Source organism: Streptomyces sp. NPDC051662 (assembly GCF_040681655.1).
Taxonomy (GTDB): Bacteria; Actinomycetota; Actinomycetes; order Streptomycetales; family Streptomycetaceae; genus Streptomyces.
The window spans coordinates 209,835-227,796 of the sequence record NZ_JBFAZD010000014.1 but is presented as its reverse complement, the minus strand read 5'-3'; the positions used below and the strand labels follow the sequence as shown (position 1 = coordinate 227,796).

Below are 17,962 nucleotides of genomic sequence, written 5' to 3'. Positions count from 1 at the left end.
CGGCCTCGTGGTCGGCCGGGCCCGCTTGTGCGGGCGGTGAAGGGGGGCGCGCAGGGGTCGTGTCCGGGACGTAGAGCGTGATTTGTGGCGCGCGAACGCCCGAACCATCGACTGGGCAGAACGCGCCGTAAATCATGCAGTCCCGGATGCGAGCCCGGAGCGCCACCCGGCGACAACCCGCACCCGGAAACCGGCCCCAGCCGAAACGACCGGCCCCATCAAGACGCTCGGGGTGCGTCGATTCGGGCTACCGCGTCCTCCGCGCCGTACGGCTGGAGATATGGCATCCAGCGCGGATCACGGTGGCCCGTGCCGATGATGCGCCAGGCCAGGCCCGACGGGGGTTCGGGCTGGTGGTTGAGGCGCCAGCCCAGTTCTCGTAGGTGCCTGTCCGCCTTGACGTGGTTGCAGCGGCGGCATGCCGCCACCACGTTGTCCCACCGGTGCTGTCCGCCGCGGCTGCGCGGGATGACGTGGTCGACGCTGGTTGCGACGCCACCGCAGTACATACAGCGACCGCCGTCACGGGCGAAGAGGGCACGGCGGGTCAGCGGAACGGGCCCCCTGTAGGGGACCCGGACGAAGCGCTTGAGCCGTACGACGCTGGGGGCTGGGATGACTCGGGTCTCGCTGTGCATGAAGGCGCCGGATTCCTCTAGGCAGAGTGCCTTGTTCTCCAGAACGAGGACGAGCGCGCGGCGGAGCGGTACGACGCCGAGTGGCTCGTACGACGCGTTGAGGACCAGGACATGCGGCACGGATGCCTCCTTGTACGCCGGCGGCACGTGGCTCGCGCCGGGACGATCTGCTCTCAGTCTCTCCTCATGCCTGGTCGAAACGCCACCACGTCCAGGTAACGGGCCATGAGTGTTTTCGACCACATGACGTGTGCGGGGCCGCTCGGGGGCCCTGGGAAGGCCCTATACGTGAGGCGCGTCTCTCCGGCCTCCGGGGCGGCGGTCGCGCGGGAGTGCCCCGTTAGTGTGGTTGGTCCACCCCGCCGATACCTGGAGGTTTCTGTCGTGTCCTGGTCCGCCCTGCCGGCCGCCGGCCCGTCGTCCGACCCCGTCACTCTCGACGAGGCCGCGGACAGGGCGAACGACGCCGCGAGCTGGGTCGGGGACAACTGGGCCACCTGGCTGAGCACCGGTCTGCGCATGGTGCTGATCCTGGTGATCGCGCTGGTGCTGCGCCATGTCATCCGCCGCGCCCTGACCAAGCTGATAGACCGGATGAACCGCAGCGTGCAGACGGTCGAGGGCACCGCGCTCGGCGGGCTGCTGGTGAACGCGGAGCGGCGTCGGCAGCGTTCCGAGGCGATCGGGTCGGTGCTCCGTTCGGTCACATCGTTCCTGATCATGGGCACGGCGGCGTTGATGATGCTGGGCGCGCTCAATATCAATCTGGCCCCGCTGCTGGCCTCGGCGGGCGTCGCGGGAGTGGCGCTGGGGTTCGGTGCGCGCAATCTCGTGACGGACTTCCTGTCCGGGGTCTTCATGATCCTGGAGGACCAGTACGGCGTCGGGGACACCATCGACGCGGGGGTGGCCTCCGGTGAGGTGATCGAGGTCGGGCTGCGGGTCACCAAGCTGCGGGGCGACAACGGCGAGATCTGGTACGTACGCAACGGTGAGGTGAAGCGGATCGGCAACCTCAGCCAGGGCTGGGCGACGGCGGGTGTCGATGTGATGGTGCGGCCGACGGAGGACCTGGAGGCGGTCCGTACGGTCATCACGGCGGTCGCGGAGAAGATGGCCAAGGACGACCCGTGGAACGAGCGGCTGTGGGGCCCGGTCGAGGTGCTCGGTCTGGACGCCGTCCTGCTGGACTCGATGACGGTGCGGCTCTCGGCGAAGACGATGCCGGGGCAGGCGCTCGGGGTGGAGCGCGAGCTGCGCTGGCGGGTCAAGCGCGCGTTCGACGAGGCGGGCATACAGATCGTCGGGGGCCTTTTCCCCGCGGTGGAGACAGCCGCCGCGGCGCCCGACCCGGCGGCCGGTGTCGCCGCCCCCTCGGCGCTGGCGAGCCCGACGTCCCCGCAGTCCCTGGCGGCGGCCCCGATCACGCCGCCCCCGAACCTGGCGAAGTAGCGCGCCCCTTTTCAGGCACCCCCGCAGGTAACGCTTTGGTTGCCGCGGGGGTGTCTTGTGCCGGAGAGTATTGACGCCTTCGAGGCTTCCGGCCTACTTTCCTCGCACCCGATAGGAAACTTTCCTAACAGTGTCATCGGGAGAGCGAGCAGTGGAAGGGCAGGTGCCGAGTCCGTGACCGATGCGACCGGATCACCCACTCCGTCACCGGGGACGCCGCGTGTGCTGCGGGCCATGAACGACCGGGCCGCGCTCGATCTGCTGCTGGCCCACGGCCCGCTCTCGCGGACCCGGATAGGCAAGCTCACCGGCCTCTCGAAGCCGACCGCCTCCCAGCTGCTCGCCCGTCTCGAAGCGGCCGGTCTGGTCGTGGCCACCGGGACCACCGAGGGACGGCCGGGGCCCAACGCCCAGCTCTACGCGGTCAACGCGCACGCGGCGTACGCCGGGGGGCTCGATGTGAATCCGCGGCGGATCCTGGCCGCCGTCGCCGATATCACCGGAACCACCGTCGGGGAGTTCGAACTGCCCACCCCGGGGCGCCGCGCCGACAGTGTCGTCCGTCAGGTCACGGACGCGCTGGAGGGGGCCGTGAAGGCCGCCGGCCTCGCCACCGCCGAGGTGCGCCGGGTCGTGATCGGTACGCCAGGCGCGTTCGATCCGTCCACCGGCCGGCTGCGGTACGCGTCCCATCTGCCCGGCTGGCACTCCGCCACGCTCCTCGACGAGTTGGCCGCGGTCCTGCCGATGCCCGTCGAGTACGAGAACGACGTGAACCTCGCGGCGGTCGCCGAGCAGCGCCTCGGAGTGGCCCGCGGCGACGAGGACTTCGTTCTGCTGTGGAACGAGGACGGCCTCGGCGCCGCCCTGTTCATCGGCGGGCGGCTGCACCGCGGCTTCACCGGCGGCGCCGGCGAGGTCGGCTTCCTGCCGGTCCCCGGAACTCCGCTGGTACGCCAGGTGGTCCGGGCGAACAGCGGTGGTTTCCAGGAGCTGGCGGGCGCCCAGTCCGTGCCCCGGCTCGCGAAAACCCTCGGCATCGACACCCCCGAGACGCCGTACGCCGAGGTCGCGGCCGGGCTGCTGACCCGCGCCGCCGCCGGGCACGAGCAGGACGAGCGGCTGGCCGAGCTGCTGCGGCTGTACGCCCAGCGGCTCGCCACCGGTCTCGCTTCGGTGACCGCCGTACTCGACCCCGAGCTGATCGTCCTGGCGGGCGGGGTGACCGCCGCCGGCGGTGAGCCGCTGCGCGCACTCGTCCAGGCGGAGCTGGCCGAACTGGCCGCGTCCCGCCCCCGGCTCCTCATCGGCGAGGTCCAGCACCGTCCGGTTCTGCGGGGCGCGCTGGAGAGCGCCCTGTCGACCACGCGCGACGAGGTCTTCGACACCGCCCGCTGATCACCGTCCGACTCCGCCCGACTCCTTCCGCCGCACCGCACACCCCCCGTATCTCCCTTACCGACCCCCGTACCCATCACCGGGAGTACCGCCATGCTCAGAAACCGTCGTCTCGCCGCCTCCGCCGTCGCCGTGGCCGCGATATCCGTTCTCGCCACCTCCTGTACCGGGCAGTCCGGCGCCGACGCGTCCGACGACCCGAACGCCAAGACCTCCATCACCTTCTGGCACGGCTGGAGCGCGCCCGCCGAGGTGAAGGCCATCCAGGACAACATCGACCGGTTCGAGAAGGCGCATCCGAACATCACGGTGAACGTCGTCGGCAATATCAACGACGACAAGCTCAACCAGGCGCTGCGCGCGGGCGGTTCCAAGGGGCCGGATGTGGTGTCCTCCTTCACCACCTCGAACGTCGGCAAGTTCTGTTCGTCGGGCGCCTTCGCCGATCTGGCCCCGTTCATCGAGAAGTCCAAGCTGGACCTGGAGAAGACGTTCCCCAAGGTGCTGCTGGAGTACACGCAGTTCGAGGGCAAGCGCTGCGCGCTGCCGCTGCTCAGCGACGCGTACGGGCTCTACTACAACAAGGACGCCTTCGAGAAGGCCGGGATCGCCTCCCCGCCGAGGACGATGTCGGAGCTGGCCGCCGTCGCGAAGAAGCTCACGAAGCCCAAGGGCGACAGCTACGAGCAGGTCGGCATGATGCCGACGTACCACGGCTACGAGACGGTCGTCGACCACTACATGTCAAGCTGGGACCACGCGTACTTCGACAAGGACGGCAAGTCCGGCATCGCCAAGGACCCGGCCTTCGCCAAGATGTTCACGTACCAGAAGAAGCTGGTCGACGACCTCGGCGGGTACGAGAAGCTGGAGAAGTACCGCTCCACGTTCGGTGACGAGTGGGGCGCCAAGCACCCGTTCCACACCGGCCAGGTCGCCATGCAGCTGGACGGCGAGTGGCGGCTCGGCATGGCCGAGGACGCCAAGGTGCCGTTCGAGATCGGTGTCGCGCCGATGCCGGTGGCGGACGACGAGGCGGACAGCTACGGCAAGGGGTTCCTCTCCGGCACGATCATGGGGATCGCACCGCAGAGCGAGAAGCAGAACGCCGCGTGGGAGCTGGTGAAGTACATGACGACCGACACCGAGGCGGTCGTCCAGTTCGCGAACGGCATCCGCAATGTGCCCTCCACGCTGGAGGCGCTGAAGTCCCCGGGCCTGAAGTTCGACCCGCGCTTCAAGACCTTCCTCGACATCGCGCAGCACCCGAAGTCCAACACCCCGCCGGCCGCCATCAACGGCTCGACGTACCAGCAGACGCTCCAGGACTTCGGGTACCAGTACGAGCAGGGCAAGGTGAAGGATCTCCAGGCGGGTCTGGAGAAGACCGCCCAGCAGATCGACCGTGACATCGAGCAGGCCAAGTAGCGGGCCGGGACGTCACCGATGTCCACGCACACGCTCCGTTCGAAGCGCCGCGCGTCGGCGCTTCGGACGGCGGCGTTCATGTCGCCCTGGTTGATCGGCTTCACCGTCTTCTTCGCGTATCCGCTGATCTCGACCGTCTACTTCTCCTTCATGAAGTACGACGGCTTCAACTCGCCCGTCTGGAACGGTCTGGGGAACTGGTCGTACGTCTTCAACGACTACCCGATGTTCTGGCCGTCCCTGCGCAACACGCTCTGGCTCGTCGTGATCATGGTGACCTGCCGGGTGGTCTTCGGACTCGGCATCGGCATGCTGATCACCAAGATCAAGACGGCTACGGGGATCTTCCGCACCCTCTTCTATCTGCCGTATCTGGCGCCGCCGGTCGCCGCGACGCTCGCGTTCGTCTTCCTGCTCAACCCGGGTACGGGGCCGGTCAACACCATTCTCGGGGACCTCGGCCTGCCGACCCCCGGCTGGTTCAACGACCCCGGCTGGTCCAAGCCCGCGCTCACCCTGCTGGCCGTCTGGGGCATCGGCGACCTGATGGTGATCTTCATGGCCGCGCTGCTCGACGTACCGAAGGAGCAGTACGAGGCGGCCGAGCTGGACGGCGCGTCGGCCTGGCACCGCTTCCGGTACGTGACCCTGCCGAACATCTCGCCGATCGTGATGTTCGCGGTGGTCACCGGGGTGATCTCGGCGATGCAGTACTACTCGCAGCCGCTGGTCGCGGGCAAGGTCGCCTCCGGGGTCATCGGCGGCTCCGGGCAGCAGTTCGAGCCCGGCTACCCGGACAAGTCCACGCTGACCCTGCCGCAGCTGGTCTACAACCTGGGCTTCCAGCGCTTCGACTACGGCGCCGCGTGTGTGGTCGCGCTCGTACTGTTCGCGCTGGCCATGGCCTTCACGGCGCTGCTGATGCGGCGGCGCGGCGGACTGATCGGATCGGGTGACTGAGATGACACAACTCCTCGGCCGGCCCGGCTCGCCGACGACGGCCGCGCCCGACGCGCCCGACCGCACGCCCGCCGCCCGCAGCGCGCGCCGCAGGGCGCTGCTGCACTGGATCGCCGTGCACTCCCTGGGCGTCGCGGCCGCGCTCTTCTTCGTGCTGCCGTTCGTCTTCCTCTTCCTGACCTCGGTGATGAGCGACCATCAGGCGCTCACCCGCGATCTGACCCCCAACTCCTGGGAGTGGGGCAACTACGCGAAGGTGTTCGACACCCCGGGCTTTCTGACCTGGTGGAAGAACACCCTGCTGTACGCGGGGCTGGGGACCGTCCTGTCGGTGCTCTCCTCGATCCCGGTGGCGTACGCGCTCGCCAAGTTCCGCTTCCGGGGCCGGCAGCTCTCACTGATGCTCGTCATCTCGATGATGATGCTGCCGCCCCAGGTGATCATCATTCCGATGTATCTGTTCTGGGCGAAGCAGCTCGATCTGTCGGGCTCGCTCTGGCCGCTGATCATCCCGATGGCGTTCGGTGACGCGTTCTCCATCTTCCTGCTGCGCCAGTTCCTGCTGACGATCCCCAATGAGTACCTGGACGCCGCGAAGGTCGACGGCTGCGGCGAGTTCCGTACCCTGATCAGGGTCGTCCTGCCGATGGCCAAGCCCGGGATCGCGGCCGTGGCCCTGTTCCAGTTCTTCTACGCCTGGAACGACTACTTCGGCCCGCAGATCTACGCCTCGGAGAACCCGGCCGCCTGGACGCTCAGTTACGGCCTGGAGTCCTTCAAGGGCGCGCACCATACCGACTGGAATCTGACCATGGCCGCGACCGTACTGGTCATGGCCCCTGTGATCCTCGTGTTCTTCTTCGCCCAGAAGGCGTTCGTCGAGGGAGTCACACTGACCGGAGTGAAGGGCTGAGAACCATGAAGCTCGCCGTGGTAGGCGGAGGATCGACCTACACACCCGAACTCATCGACGGATTCTCTCGGTTGAGGGACACCCTGCCGATCGAGGAACTCGTACTGGTCGACCCCGCGGCCGACCGTCTTGAGCTGGTCGGAGGGCTCGCCCGGCGTATCTTCGCCAAGCAGGGCCATCCCGGCCGTATCACCACCACCTCGGACGTGGACGCGGGCGTCGCCGACGCCGACGCCGTACTGCTCCAGCTGCGGGTCGGCGGACAGGCCGCGCGCGACCAGGACGAGACCTGGCCGCTGGAGTGCGGCTGTGTCGGCCAGGAGACGACGGGCGCGGGCGGTCTCGCCAAGGCGCTGCGTACGGTCCCGGTGGTCCTCGACATCGCCGAGCGGGTGCGGCGCGCCAACCCCGACGCGTGGATCATCGACTTCACCAACCCGGTGGGGATCGTGACCCGGGCGCTGCTCCAGGCCGGTCACAAGGCCGTGGGGCTGTGCAACGTGGCGATCGGTTTCCAGCGCAGGTTCGCGAAGCTGCTGAACGTCGCGCCCTCCGAGGTGTACTTGGAGCATGTGGGGCTGAACCATCTGACCTGGGAGCGTGGCGTACGGCTCGGCGGCCCCGACGGCGCCGATCTGCTGCCCAGGCTGCTGGCCGAGCACGGCGACTCGCTCGCGGCCGATCTGCGGCTGCCGCGCGTGCTGCTGGACCGGCTCGGGGTGGTGCCCTCGTACTATCTGCGCTACTTCTACGCGCACGACGAGGTCGTACGGGAGCTGCGGACCAAGCCGTCCCGGGCCGCCGAGGTGGCCGAGATGGAGAAGCAGCTGCTGGAGATGTACGGCGACCCCTCGCTGGACGAGAAGCCCGAGCTGCTGTCCAAGCGCGGCGGCGCCTTCTACTCGGAGGCCGCGGTGGATCTGGCCGCTTCGCTGCTGCGCGGCGGCGGCAGCCCGATCCAGGTGGTGAACACGTACAACAACGGCACACTGCCGTTCCTGGCGGACGACGCGGTGATCGAGGTCCAGGCGCGGGTGGACACGTCGGGCGCGGTGCCGCTCCCGGTGTCCGAGCTGGATCCGCTGTACGCGGGCCTGATCGCGAATGTCACGGCGTACGAGGACCTGGCGCTGGAGGCCGCGCTGCACGGCGGCCGGGACCGGGTCTTCGAGGCGCTGCTCTCGCACCCGCTGATCGGTCAGTTCGAGTACGCCGAGGCGCTCACCGACCAGCTGATCGCGCACAACCGGGAGCATCTCGCGTGGGTGTGAGCGTGGCGGTGAGCACTGCCGGCGAGACGGTGGGGCGCGCGAGCGTCCTCGCCATCGACGCCGGGAACAGCAAGACCGATGTGGCCGTGATCGGCGCCGACGGCTCGGTGCTCGGCACGGCCCGCGGGGGCGGCTTCCAGCCGCCGGTCGTCGGGATCGAGACGGCGGTCGACGCGCTGGCGGTGACGGTCGCCGAGGCCGCCTCGGCGGCCGGGCTGCCGGCGCGCGACCTGGTCGGCCATGTGTCCGCCTGTCTCGCCAACGCCGATCTCCCGGTCGAGGAGCGGGAGTTGGCCGAGGCCGTGCAGGCGCGCGGCTGGGGGCGCACGACGGAGGTGCGCAACGACACCTTCGCGATACTGCGCGCCGGTCTGCCGAGCGGCGCGGAGCCGCGGGGCGTGGCCGTCGTCTGTGGCGCGGGCATCAACTGTGTGGGGATGCTGCCGGACGGCCGTACCGCGCGCTTCCCGGCGATCGGACGGATCTCCGGTGACTGGGGCGGCGGTTCGGGTCTCGCGGAGGAGGCCCTGTGGTTCGCGGCGCGGGCCGAGGACGGACGCGGCGAGCCCACGGAACTGGTGCGGACGCTGCCCGGCCACTTCGGGCTCGGCACGATGTACGAGCTGATCGAGGCGCTGCATCTGGGGCATATCCCGTTCGTACGCAGGCATGAGCTGACGCCGGTGCTGTTCGCGACGAGCGCGGCGGGCGACGCGGTCGCCCATTCCGTGGTCGACCGGCTGGCCGAGGAGGTCGTCGTGCTGGCCGCGGTGGCGCTCGGCAAGCTCGGGCTGCTCGACGAGGAGGTACCGGTGCTGCTCGGCGGCAGCGTCCTGGCGGCCCGTCATCCGCAGCTCGACGCCCGGATCGCGGAGCTGCTCGCGGCCAGGGCGCCCAAGGCGGTCGTCGGAGTCGTGACGGCGCCGCCGGTGCTGGGAGCCGCGCTGCTCGGTCTCGACCAGGTGGGGGCGAGCGCGGAGGCGCATGCCAGGCTCGGGGCCCATTACGCCTGACCCGGGGAGCCGCTCCGAACGGACTCCGACCGCCGTACGCGTACGAAAGCCCCGTGACCGGGAACCGCTCACGGGGCTGCGGCGTATTCATGAGGGGAAACAGCGGGAGAACGGCGGGGAGATCGACCGGCCGCGGTCGGCGCGAGAAAGACAAGATCCAGTCAACCCTGGTGTAGTTGTCAGTGCCTGCGGCCATACTGCTGACCTGGAGTTGTCCTCCGACCCGCAGGGGGCGGGCCGCCGTCGTCCATGACCGAGGGGGAGGTCACGTGACAAACCCGCCGAATGTGCGCCCCGCGCCACCATCGGCTCCGCAGCACGCGCCCGCGCAGCCGCCGATGCCACCGTCGGCTCCGCCGGCCGGTCCGGTGCCCGCGCGGCGGGCGGCGTGGGCCGAGACCTCGGAGCGGCTGCGCTCCGCCGCGACGACCGAGCCCGGCCGGCTGCGGATCATCGGAGCCGCCCTGGCCCTGCTGGTCGTGGCGTTCGGGGCGGTGACGGCATGGGAGGCGTCGGACCGGTTCACCGCCGCCGATGACGTGGTGAACCGCAGTCAGCCGCTGAGCGTGGACGCGGCGGACATCTACCGCTCGCTGGCCGACGCCGACACGGCCGCGGCGAGCGGCTTCCTGGCGGGCGCGCCGGAGCCCGCGGATGTGCGGAAGACGTACAGCACGGACATCACGACCGCGTCCGGGCTGCTGATCACGGCCGCCACCCACACGGATGGTGCCAGCGAGTCCGGCCGTCAGATCGCCACGCTCAACGAGGGACTTCCGCGCTACACCGGCCTGATCGAGCAGGCCCGCGCCTACAACCGCCAGGGGCTGCCGCTGGGCGGCGCCTATCTGCGGTACGCGAACCAGCTGATGACGAACGAACTGCTGCCCGCCGCCGAGAAGCTGTACGCGGCGGAGACGGACCGGCTCGTGACGGACAACGACGACGCGCGGCTGTGGCCGTATGTCTCGACGGCGCTGGGGGCGCTGGCGTTCGGCGGCCTCTTCTGGGCGCAGCGGCGCAACTACCTGCGGACGAACAGGGTGTTCAACCACGGTCTGCTCGCCGCCACCGCCGCCTCCACGGTCCTGCTGCTCTGGCTGGCCGCCGCGCAGACCGTGGCCCGCTCGGAGCTGGACAACGCGCAGACGCACGGCCAGGCGTCGCTCAAGGTCCTCAACGACGCGCGGATCAACTCGCTCAAGGCCCGCGCGAATGAGAACCTCACCCTGGTCGCGAGGGGCGCCGTCCTCAACGAGGACAACAAGGACAAGTACGAGACGGACTACAACACGGGCATGGACGAGCTGAGCACCGCGCTCGGCAGGGCCAAGGGGCTCGCCGACAACAGCGACGGCCGGGCACCGGTGAACGACGCGATCGCCTCGGTCTCCGAATGGCGCGGGCGGCACGCCCTGGCCAGCGAGGCCGACAAGACCGGTGACTACAAGACCGCGCTGGCGAAGGTGATCGGGACGGAGGACTCCACCGGCGAGTCCTTCCGCCGGGTCGACTCGTCCCTGAAGCTCGCGATCGAGCTGGAGCAGAAGGAGTTCGACACCTACGCCTCCGACGGTCTCGGCGCGCTGAACGGTCTGGCGATCGGGGCCGGCGCACTGGCGCTGGTGGCCGCGGTGGGCGCGATCCTGGGGATCGGCCGCAGGCTTTCGGAGTACCGGTGAGAGGGGAAGGGGACGGGATGACCTCGACGGACAGGCCGCGCCGGTTCCGCGGACCCGGCCCGTTCCGCGGGCTCCGTGGCTGGGGCGGTGTCTCGGCCATGGCGGGCGCCTGTGTGCTGACGGCCGTGGTCACCCTGCTGCCGCTGGCCCATACGACCTCGGAGGGACTGGAACGCTCCGAGCAGCGCACGTCCACGGCCGTGCCCGCGAAGGCCGACGACTGCCCGTCCCCGGAGGCCAGTCTCCGGCCCGTCAATGACAACAACGCCCCCGGCGTCAAGGCGATCAGAGACCGTAAGGGTGATGACCGGAAGCTGATCGTCGGCGTCGACCAGAACAGCTACCGCTGGGGCGCCCGGAACCCGGACACCGGCGATCTGGAGGGCTTCGACATCGATCTCGCGAAGGCCATAGCGGCGGACATACTGGGCAGTCCGGACGCCATCGTCTTCCGTACCATCCCCACCAACCAGCGGACCGAGGCGCTGAGAAGTGGCACGGTGGACCTGGTCGTCCGGACGATGACGATCACCTGCGACCGGCTCAAGGACGTCTCCTTCTCCACCGCCTACTTCCAGACGGGCCAGCAGATACTGGTTCCCAAGGGGTCGACCATCAAGGGGTACGACGAATCGCTGGCCGGGAAGCGGGTCTGCACGGCCGAGGGTTCGATCGCGAACGAGACGCTGAAGAGTGAATCGTTCGGCGCGATATTCGAGGACGAGAATGAGGGGAAGCCTTCGGACAAGGATCAGTTGACGGTGCCCAACCAGCTCGACTGTCTGGTCCGGCTCCAGTTGGACGAGGTCGACGCCCTGATGACGGACAACGCCCTCGCGGCCGGCCAGGCGGCCCAGGATCCGGCGGTCGAGCTGCGCGGGAAGCCGCTCAAGCCGGAGTACTACGGTGTCGCCGCCAAGCGTGGCAACGACGACCTGGTGCGCCGGGTGAACCACGTGCTGGAGGAGTACCGCGCGGGCGGACCCGACAGCCCCTGGATGAAGTCGTACGAGCGGTGGCTGGCGGCGGGGCTGCCGGGCATCACGAAACCGCCCACGGCCACATACAAGGACTAGGCGGCCAGGGACTGGGCGGTCAAGGACTAGGCAGCCGAGAACTGGGCGGCCGAGGACTTGGGTTGGACTGAGCGCCGACGACCGGCGGACACACGGCGCGCCGGCCGGTCCGCGCCGACAGGGCCGAAGACACGAGCGGAGAGGTGAGCGATGGGCGTCACGGGTTCCTTCCCCGACTCGACGGGGAGGCCACCGGGACCGGTGATGGACCGGGACGAGGTGGACCGCGCCCTGTCACGCCTCGAAGCCGAGTACGAGGCGATCGAGACCTCACTGCTCGCTCTCCAGGACCACGCGGGCCGCAGACTCCTCGAAGGCGCCGAGCTGACCGGCGTCACCAAGGACCGCTGGGCCGCCGCCGAGCTGTCGATCACCCTGCTCTGGACATACTTCGACAGCTACACCGCGGCGCTGAACGGAGCGCGTGAGGCGCGCGCCAGACGGCGCTGGCCCAACCGCGACGATCTGCTGGAGCTGACGGAGACGCTGCGCGGCCGCGGTGTCGTGGTCGCGGGCGCCGCCGAAGCGCGGCCCGCCTCCCTCGACGGCCCGGCGAGGCTCTCCGAGCGCTTCACGCTCGCGGAGCTGGTGGCCAGGATGAACGAGCTGTACGCGTCGTCCCTAGACATGGTCGTGGCCGCGGACTCGGTGTGGTCCGCGCTGCCCGCGCGCATCGATCTGCTCGCCGCTGAGCTGCGGCGCACCCGCTCGCTGGCGCACTCCGTGGGCGTACGGCCCGGCGAGCATCCGGCCGGTGACGACCTGGAGTCGATCACTCAGGAACTGAGCATGCTGCGTGACCAGGTCGTCTCCGATCCGCTGGCCTTCTGGCGGCCCGCGCCGGGCAGTTCGGCGCCGGGCGGCGGCCGGCCCGACACCGAGCGCTACGACCGGGCGGCCCGCGCGCTGGAGGACGTACGGCGGGAGATCGAGGCGGTGCTGCGGGTGCGCCAGGACTCCGAGGAGCGGCTGATGCGGCTGCGGGACGTGCTGTCGCGCGCGGACCGTACGCTCACCGAGGCCAGGTCGGCGCGCGGCGAGGTGCTGGCGAAGATCGCCGCCTCCGAGGTGCCCGCGGTGAGCGGTCCGCCGACGGCCCTTCAGGAACGGCTCTCGACCGCCGCCGAGTACCGCAGACACGCCCAGTGGCACCGGCTCTCACCGCTCCTGGAGTCGCTGGAGCGGGACGCCGAGGACGAACTGCTGCGGGCCCGCGAGTCGTTGACCGCGGTCACGGCTCCGCTGGCGGTCCGCGCGGAGCTGCGCGGCCGGCTGGACGCGTACAAGGCGAAGGTCGCCCGGCACGGACTGGCCGAGGACCCTGTCCTGATCGAGCGGTACGACGCGGCGCGCCGGATGCTGTGGAGCGCGCCCTGCGATCTGCGCGTGGCCGAGGAGGCGGTGCTGCGCTATCAGCGGGCGGCGGCGGATGTACTGGTCCCCCGCGGGCCCGGCCCCGCCGACCGCAGGGGGGACGCATGAGGGCGCCGTACGCGGTGGCGGGAGTCACGGCCGGGGGACGGGCGGCCGGGAGACGGACGACGGAGCGAGACGCGACAGAGATGTCGGCGGGCCAACGGGGGGACAGATGAGCGGGACGAACGCATGCCAGCGGCCCGGCTGCGAGGGTTCGTACGAGGACATGGGCGGCGGTGAGCTGTACTGCGACACCTGCGGTCTGGCGCCCGTCGTCTCGCCCAATGGATCGCTGTCCTCACCGCCCACCGGCATCACGGGCGGCGGGCGGAGCAGCGGCTCCGGGCGTGGCGCGTCCGCACGCTCCTCGTCCGGCTCCTCCGCACGGACCTCCTCGCGCTCCTCGCGCTCCTCCACGTCCCGGCGCTCGGTCTCCGGCCGGCTCTCGCGCACCCTGTCGGGGCGGCTGTCGACCCAGTCGGTGTCGGTACGCAGCTCCGGCTCGTCCACGGCCGCGTCGGGCCGTAACCGCCTCGGCGCGGGCCTCGTCTCCGTACCGGACGTACCGCGCCCCGACCCGCGCTCCGCGGTGATGCGGCATCCGGAGGTGCCCGAGCGCAAGCGGTTCTGCTCGCGCTCGGACTGCGGTGCGCCGGTGGGCCGCGCGCGTGGGGACCGGCCGGGGCGTACGGAAGGGTTCTGCACCAAGTGCGGCCACCCGTACTCGTTCGTACCGAAGCTGCACGAGGGCAATATCGTGCACGGCCAGTACGAGGTGGTGGGGTGTCTGGCCCACGGCGGTCTGGGCTGGGTCTATCTGGCGATCGACCGCGCGGTCTCGGACCGCTGGGTGGTGCTCAAGGGCCTGCTGGACACCGGCGACCAGGACGCCATGGAGGCGGCGATCTCCGAGCGCCGCTTCCTCGCGGAGATCGAACACTCCAACATCGTCCGTATCTACAACTTCGTGGAACATCTCGACCAGCGGACCGGCTCCATGGACGGCTACATCGTCATGGAGTACGTCGGCGGCAAGTCGCTGAAGGAGATCGCCAACGAGCGGCGCACGGCCGCGGGCAAGCGCGATCCGCTGCCGGTGGAGCAGGCGTGCGCGTACGGCATCGAGGCGCTGGAGGCGCTCGGCCATCTGCACAGCCGCAATCTGCTCTACTGCGACTTCAAGGTGGACAACGCGATCCAGACCGAGGATCAGCTCAAGCTCATCGACATGGGCGCGGTCCGCAGGATGGACGACAACGAGTCGGCGATCTACGGCACCGTCGGCTACCAGGCGCCCGAGGTCGCGGAGCTCGGCCCGTCGGTGGCCTCCGATCTGTACACGATCGCCCGCACGCTGGCGGTGCTGACCTTCGACTTCCAGGGCTACACGAACGTGTTCGTGGACTCGCTCCCCGACCCGGACAATATCGAGGTCTTCCGGACGTACGAGTCCTTCTACCGGCTGCTGGTCCGGGCGACGGACCCGGACCCGGCGCGGCGGTTCTCGTCGGCGCAGGAGATGGCGGAGCAGCTGACGGGCGTGTTGCGGGAGGTGGTGGCGCTCCAGACGGGGCGTCCGCGTCCCTCGCTGTCCACGCTGTTCGGTCCCGAGCTGCGGGTCACGGACACGGAGTTGTTCGCGGAGCTGACCGAGGAGGTCTCACGGCTGGGGGCGCGCCCCGAACCGGCGCGGGGCGGTGGCCTGTTCGGGCGGCGCGCCCGGGCGGCGGGGCCGGGCCCGGCCCTCACCGGCGGCGACGGGACGGGAGCCGCGCCGGTCCTGGCGCCGGGGGCCGGGGCCGGTGCGGTCGCCCTGCCCGCGCCGGGCGCGCGGCCGGGTGTTGCCGGAACCGGTGGGCTCGCCCCGGTGGCCCCGCCGTATCTGCCGTCGCCCCGCGCCGGGACGGGTCCGGGCGCGGTGGTCCCCGGAGTGGTGGCCCCCGGCGCGGTGGCCCCCGGAGTGGTGGCCCCCGGCGCGGTGGCCCCCGGAGTGGTGGCTCCGGGTGTGGTGGCTCCGGGTGTGGTGGCTCCGGGTGTGGTGGCTCCGGGCTCGGGCGTGCCGCGGCTCGCGCCGCTCGACACGCGCGCGGTCTCGCTGGCCCTGCCCGTACCGAGAGTCGATCCGAACGATCCGAACGCCGGCTTCCTCGCCGGTCTGCTGGCCACGGCCCCCGCCGAGCTGATCACCGCGCTGGCCGCCGCCCCCGCCGACTCGCTGGAGCGCGGACTGCGTGAGCTGCGCGCCCGGCTGGAGATGGGTGAACTGGCCACCGCCGCCCAGTCGTTGGCCGTCCTGGAGGAGCAGCGTCCGGACGACTGGCGGGTCGTCTGGTACCGGGGCGTCGCCTCGCTCGCCACGGGCGACCACGAGACGGCGGCGCTCTCCTTCGACGCGATATACGACGCGTTCCCCGGCGAGCCGGCCCCGAAGCTGGCGCTGGGCGTCTGCGCCGAGGTGCTCGGCCAGCTGGACAACGCCGCCGAGTACTACCGCCTCGTCTGGACGACCGATCCGAGCTATGTCAGCGCGGCGTTCGGTCTCGCCCGGGTGCAGCTGGCCGCCGGTGACCGGGTCGGCGCCGTACGGTCCCTGGAGTCCGTGCCCGAGGCGTCGATCCACTACACGGCGGCGCGGGTCGCGGCCGTACGGGCCAGGCTGCGGCAGCGTGGAGCGCCGACGGCCACCGCCGGTCCGGGCCAGGAGGGGCCGCTGATCGACGATCTCACGGCGGCGGCCCATCAGGTGTCCGCGCTCCAGCAGTTCGGTCTGGACGCGGTACGGCGCGAGCAGTTGTCGACGGAGGTACTGGGGACGGCCCTGGACTGGGTACTCTCCGGTAGTCCCGGCTCCCGTCCGGTGCGGGCCGTACTGCTCGGCAGTGAGCTGGACGAGCGCGGGCTGCGGTTCGGACTGGAACGCTCGTACCGGGTGCTCGCCCGGCTCGCTCAGCGCGGCGAGGAGAGGATCGAACTGGTGGAACGGGCAAACCGTTTCCGCCCCCGGACGTGGGTGTGATTGATGTCCCAGAAGCCCAAGTCGGCGCAGCTGCCGACCTGCCCCAGCTGCGAGGAGCCGCTGGAGTCCGGCGACCTGTTCTGCGGCGCGTGCGGTTACGACCTGTCGGTCGTGCCGCCGCGCCCTGACGACAGACCGACCCTCGTCATGAACGGGCTGGCACCGACGGTCCCCGACACGCGCGCGCCCGAGGCACCGGCGGCCGGTGCTCCGGCGACTGGTACGCCGGCGGCCGGTGCTCCGGTGGCCGGTGTGGAGTGGCCCACGGTCTCGGGGACCGGCAGCTCGGGCACATCGGCGCCGCCGCCGCAGCTGCCGGAGGAGTTGCCGGGGCTGGAGTCGAGCGGCTCGCGACTGCCCGCCCATCCAGGTGATTTCGAACTGCCCGCGCCCGGCGCCCTGATCCATGACAGCTCGGCGCGCGACTACGCGACCCCGGAGAACACGAGCCAGGAGAACACGGGCCCGAAGAGCGCGGACCCGGAGAGCACCGGCACCGAGAACGCCGGCGCCGAGGGCCCGAAGAGCACGGGCCCGGAGAGCACCGGCACCGAGAACGCCGGCGCCGAGGGCCCGAACCGGGCGGCCACCGATCCGCGCACCGCAGACCCCGGCGCGGCCCTCCCTGCCGGTGGCAAGCTCTGCGTCGCCTGCCGGGCCGGCCGGGTCGACACGGACGGCTACTGCGAGAACTGCGGCCACGCCCAGCCACGCGAACGTGACCATGTGGAGCAGGAGTTGGGCGCGGTGGCGGCCGTCAGCGACCGCGGGCTACGGCATCACCGCAACGAGGACGCGTTCGCCGTGTCGTCCGCCGCCCTGCCGGACGGCTCCCCCGCCGTGGTCGCGGTCGTCTGCGACGGTGTGTCGTCCGCGACCCGTCCCGACGAGGCCTCGGCCGCGGCGGCGGGCGCGGCGAACGAGTCCCTGCTGGCCGCGCTGGAGCGCGGTACGCATCCGCAGCAGTCGATGCACGACGCGATCGTGGTCGCGGCCGAGGCGGTCAACGCCCTGGCCACGGCCCCGGGCGGCGGAATGGAGCATGACCCGCACCGCCATCAGAACGCCCCCGCGTGCACCATCGTCGGCGCGGTGGTCGCGAGCGGTCTGCTGGTCGTCGGCTGGGTCGGCGACAGCCGGGTCTACTGGATCCCCGACGACCGCGGCGGCCCGCCCGCCCGGCTCACCGAGGACGACTCCTGGGCCGCGCAGATGGTCGCGGCGGGGCTGATGAACGAGACGGAGGCGTACGCGGACGCCCGCGCCCACGCCATCACCGGCTGGCTCGGCGCCGACGCGTATGAACTGGAGCCGCACACCGCCTCGTTCAAGCCGGACCGCCCCGGTGTGGTGGTGGTCTGCACGGACGGTCTGTGGAACTACGCGGAGGGCGCGGACGAGATGGCCAGGGCCCTGCCGGCCGACGCGGCGCGACGGCCGCTGCACGCCGCCCAGGTACTGGTCGGACACGCGCTCGACGGTGGGGGCCACGACAACGTAACAGTGGCGGTACTGCCGTTCGCCCTGCCATCGCAAGGGGCAGGATCCGCCTACAGCTCGGCATGAGTCTCGATTTCGGTCACGCATGCCTCGAAACTGACCAATTACTGATCAATTACTGACCGAACACTGATCAACGGAAGACCTTTTACTGCCCCTTTCACTGACTTGTCTCTGCTGTGTGGAGCGTCAAGGAGCC

Annotated in this window: 13 protein-coding genes; 12 read left to right on the top strand and 1 reads right to left on the bottom strand. The window is 70.7% G+C overall.

What is annotated here, in order from left to right; all coding sequences use genetic code 11:
- Nucleotides 1-218: 218 nt before the first annotated feature.
- On the bottom strand, nt 219-758 hold the full coding sequence (locus tag AB0M67_RS24235; RefSeq protein ID WP_249949387.1) for an HNH endonuclease: 540 nt from the start codon (nt 756-758) through the stop codon (nt 219-221).
- A 264-nt stretch (nt 759-1,022) separates the two neighbouring features.
- On the opposite strand from AB0M67_RS24235, the gene AB0M67_RS24230 reads away from it, so the two are divergent.
- The 12 genes from AB0M67_RS24230 to AB0M67_RS24175 all read left to right on the top strand — a co-directional run bounded on the left by AB0M67_RS24230 (nt 1,023) and on the right by AB0M67_RS24175 (nt 17,829).
- Nucleotides 1,023-2,090 (top strand): mechanosensitive ion channel family protein, encoded by a 1,068-nt coding sequence (locus AB0M67_RS24230; RefSeq protein ID WP_365748555.1) that lies wholly within the window; start codon nt 1,023-1,025, stop codon nt 2,088-2,090.
- Nucleotides 2,091-2,324: 234 nt separating this feature from the next.
- Nucleotides 2,325-3,488 carry an ROK family transcriptional regulator gene (locus AB0M67_RS24225; protein WP_365748587.1) on the top strand — a complete coding sequence of 388 codons (1,164 nt, stop codon included), beginning with the start codon at nt 2,325-2,327 and terminating at the stop codon, nt 3,486-3,488.
- Nucleotides 3,489-3,581: 93 nt separating this feature from the next.
- Nucleotides 3,582-4,916, top strand: coding sequence for an ABC transporter substrate-binding protein (locus tag AB0M67_RS24220; RefSeq protein ID WP_365748553.1), 1,335 nt, complete (start codon nt 3,582-3,584; stop codon nt 4,914-4,916).
- A gap of 18 nt (nt 4,917-4,934) precedes the next feature.
- The gene (locus tag AB0M67_RS24215; RefSeq protein ID WP_365748552.1) at nt 4,935-5,876 is read left to right on the top strand and encodes a sugar ABC transporter permease; all 942 of its coding nucleotides are present in this window, start codon (nt 4,935-4,937) and stop codon (nt 5,874-5,876) included.
- Nucleotide 5,877: 1 nt separating this feature from the next.
- The gene (locus AB0M67_RS24210; RefSeq protein WP_365748585.1) at nt 5,878-6,789 is read left to right on the top strand and encodes a carbohydrate ABC transporter permease; all 912 of its coding nucleotides are present in this window, start codon (nt 5,878-5,880) and stop codon (nt 6,787-6,789) included.
- 5 nt (nt 6,790-6,794) lie between these two features.
- On the top strand, nt 6,795-8,060 hold the full coding sequence (locus AB0M67_RS24205) for a 6-phospho-beta-glucosidase (RefSeq protein WP_365748550.1): 1,266 nt from the start codon (nt 6,795-6,797) through the stop codon (nt 8,058-8,060).
- Nucleotides 8,061-8,089: 29 nt separating this feature from the next.
- A complete protein-coding gene (locus AB0M67_RS24200) occupies nt 8,090-9,073 on the top strand; it encodes a BadF/BadG/BcrA/BcrD ATPase family protein (RefSeq protein ID WP_365748583.1) in 984 nt (327 codons plus the stop codon).
- A gap of 338 nt (nt 9,074-9,411) precedes the next feature.
- Entirely contained in the window at nt 9,412-10,755 is a 1,344-nt protein-coding gene (locus AB0M67_RS24195; protein ID WP_365748581.1) for a hypothetical protein, read from the top strand.
- 17 nt (nt 10,756-10,772) lie between these two features.
- A complete protein-coding gene (locus AB0M67_RS24190) occupies nt 10,773-11,831 on the top strand; it encodes a glutamate ABC transporter substrate-binding protein (RefSeq protein WP_365748549.1) in 1,059 nt (352 codons plus the stop codon).
- Between the two features lie 150 nt (nt 11,832-11,981).
- On the top strand, nt 11,982-13,313 hold the full coding sequence (locus AB0M67_RS24185) for a hypothetical protein (RefSeq protein ID WP_365748547.1): 1,332 nt from the start codon (nt 11,982-11,984) through the stop codon (nt 13,311-13,313).
- Nucleotides 13,314-13,419: 106 nt separating this feature from the next.
- Entirely contained in the window at nt 13,420-16,263 is a 2,844-nt protein-coding gene (locus AB0M67_RS24180; RefSeq protein WP_365748545.1) for a tetratricopeptide repeat protein, read from the top strand.
- A gap of 3 nt (nt 16,264-16,266) precedes the next feature.
- Nucleotides 16,267-17,829: a PP2C family serine/threonine-protein phosphatase gene (locus AB0M67_RS24175; RefSeq protein WP_365748543.1), complete on the top strand. Its 1,563-nt coding sequence runs from the start codon at nt 16,267-16,269 to the stop codon at nt 17,827-17,829.
- Nucleotides 17,830-17,962 lie beyond the last annotated feature (133 nt).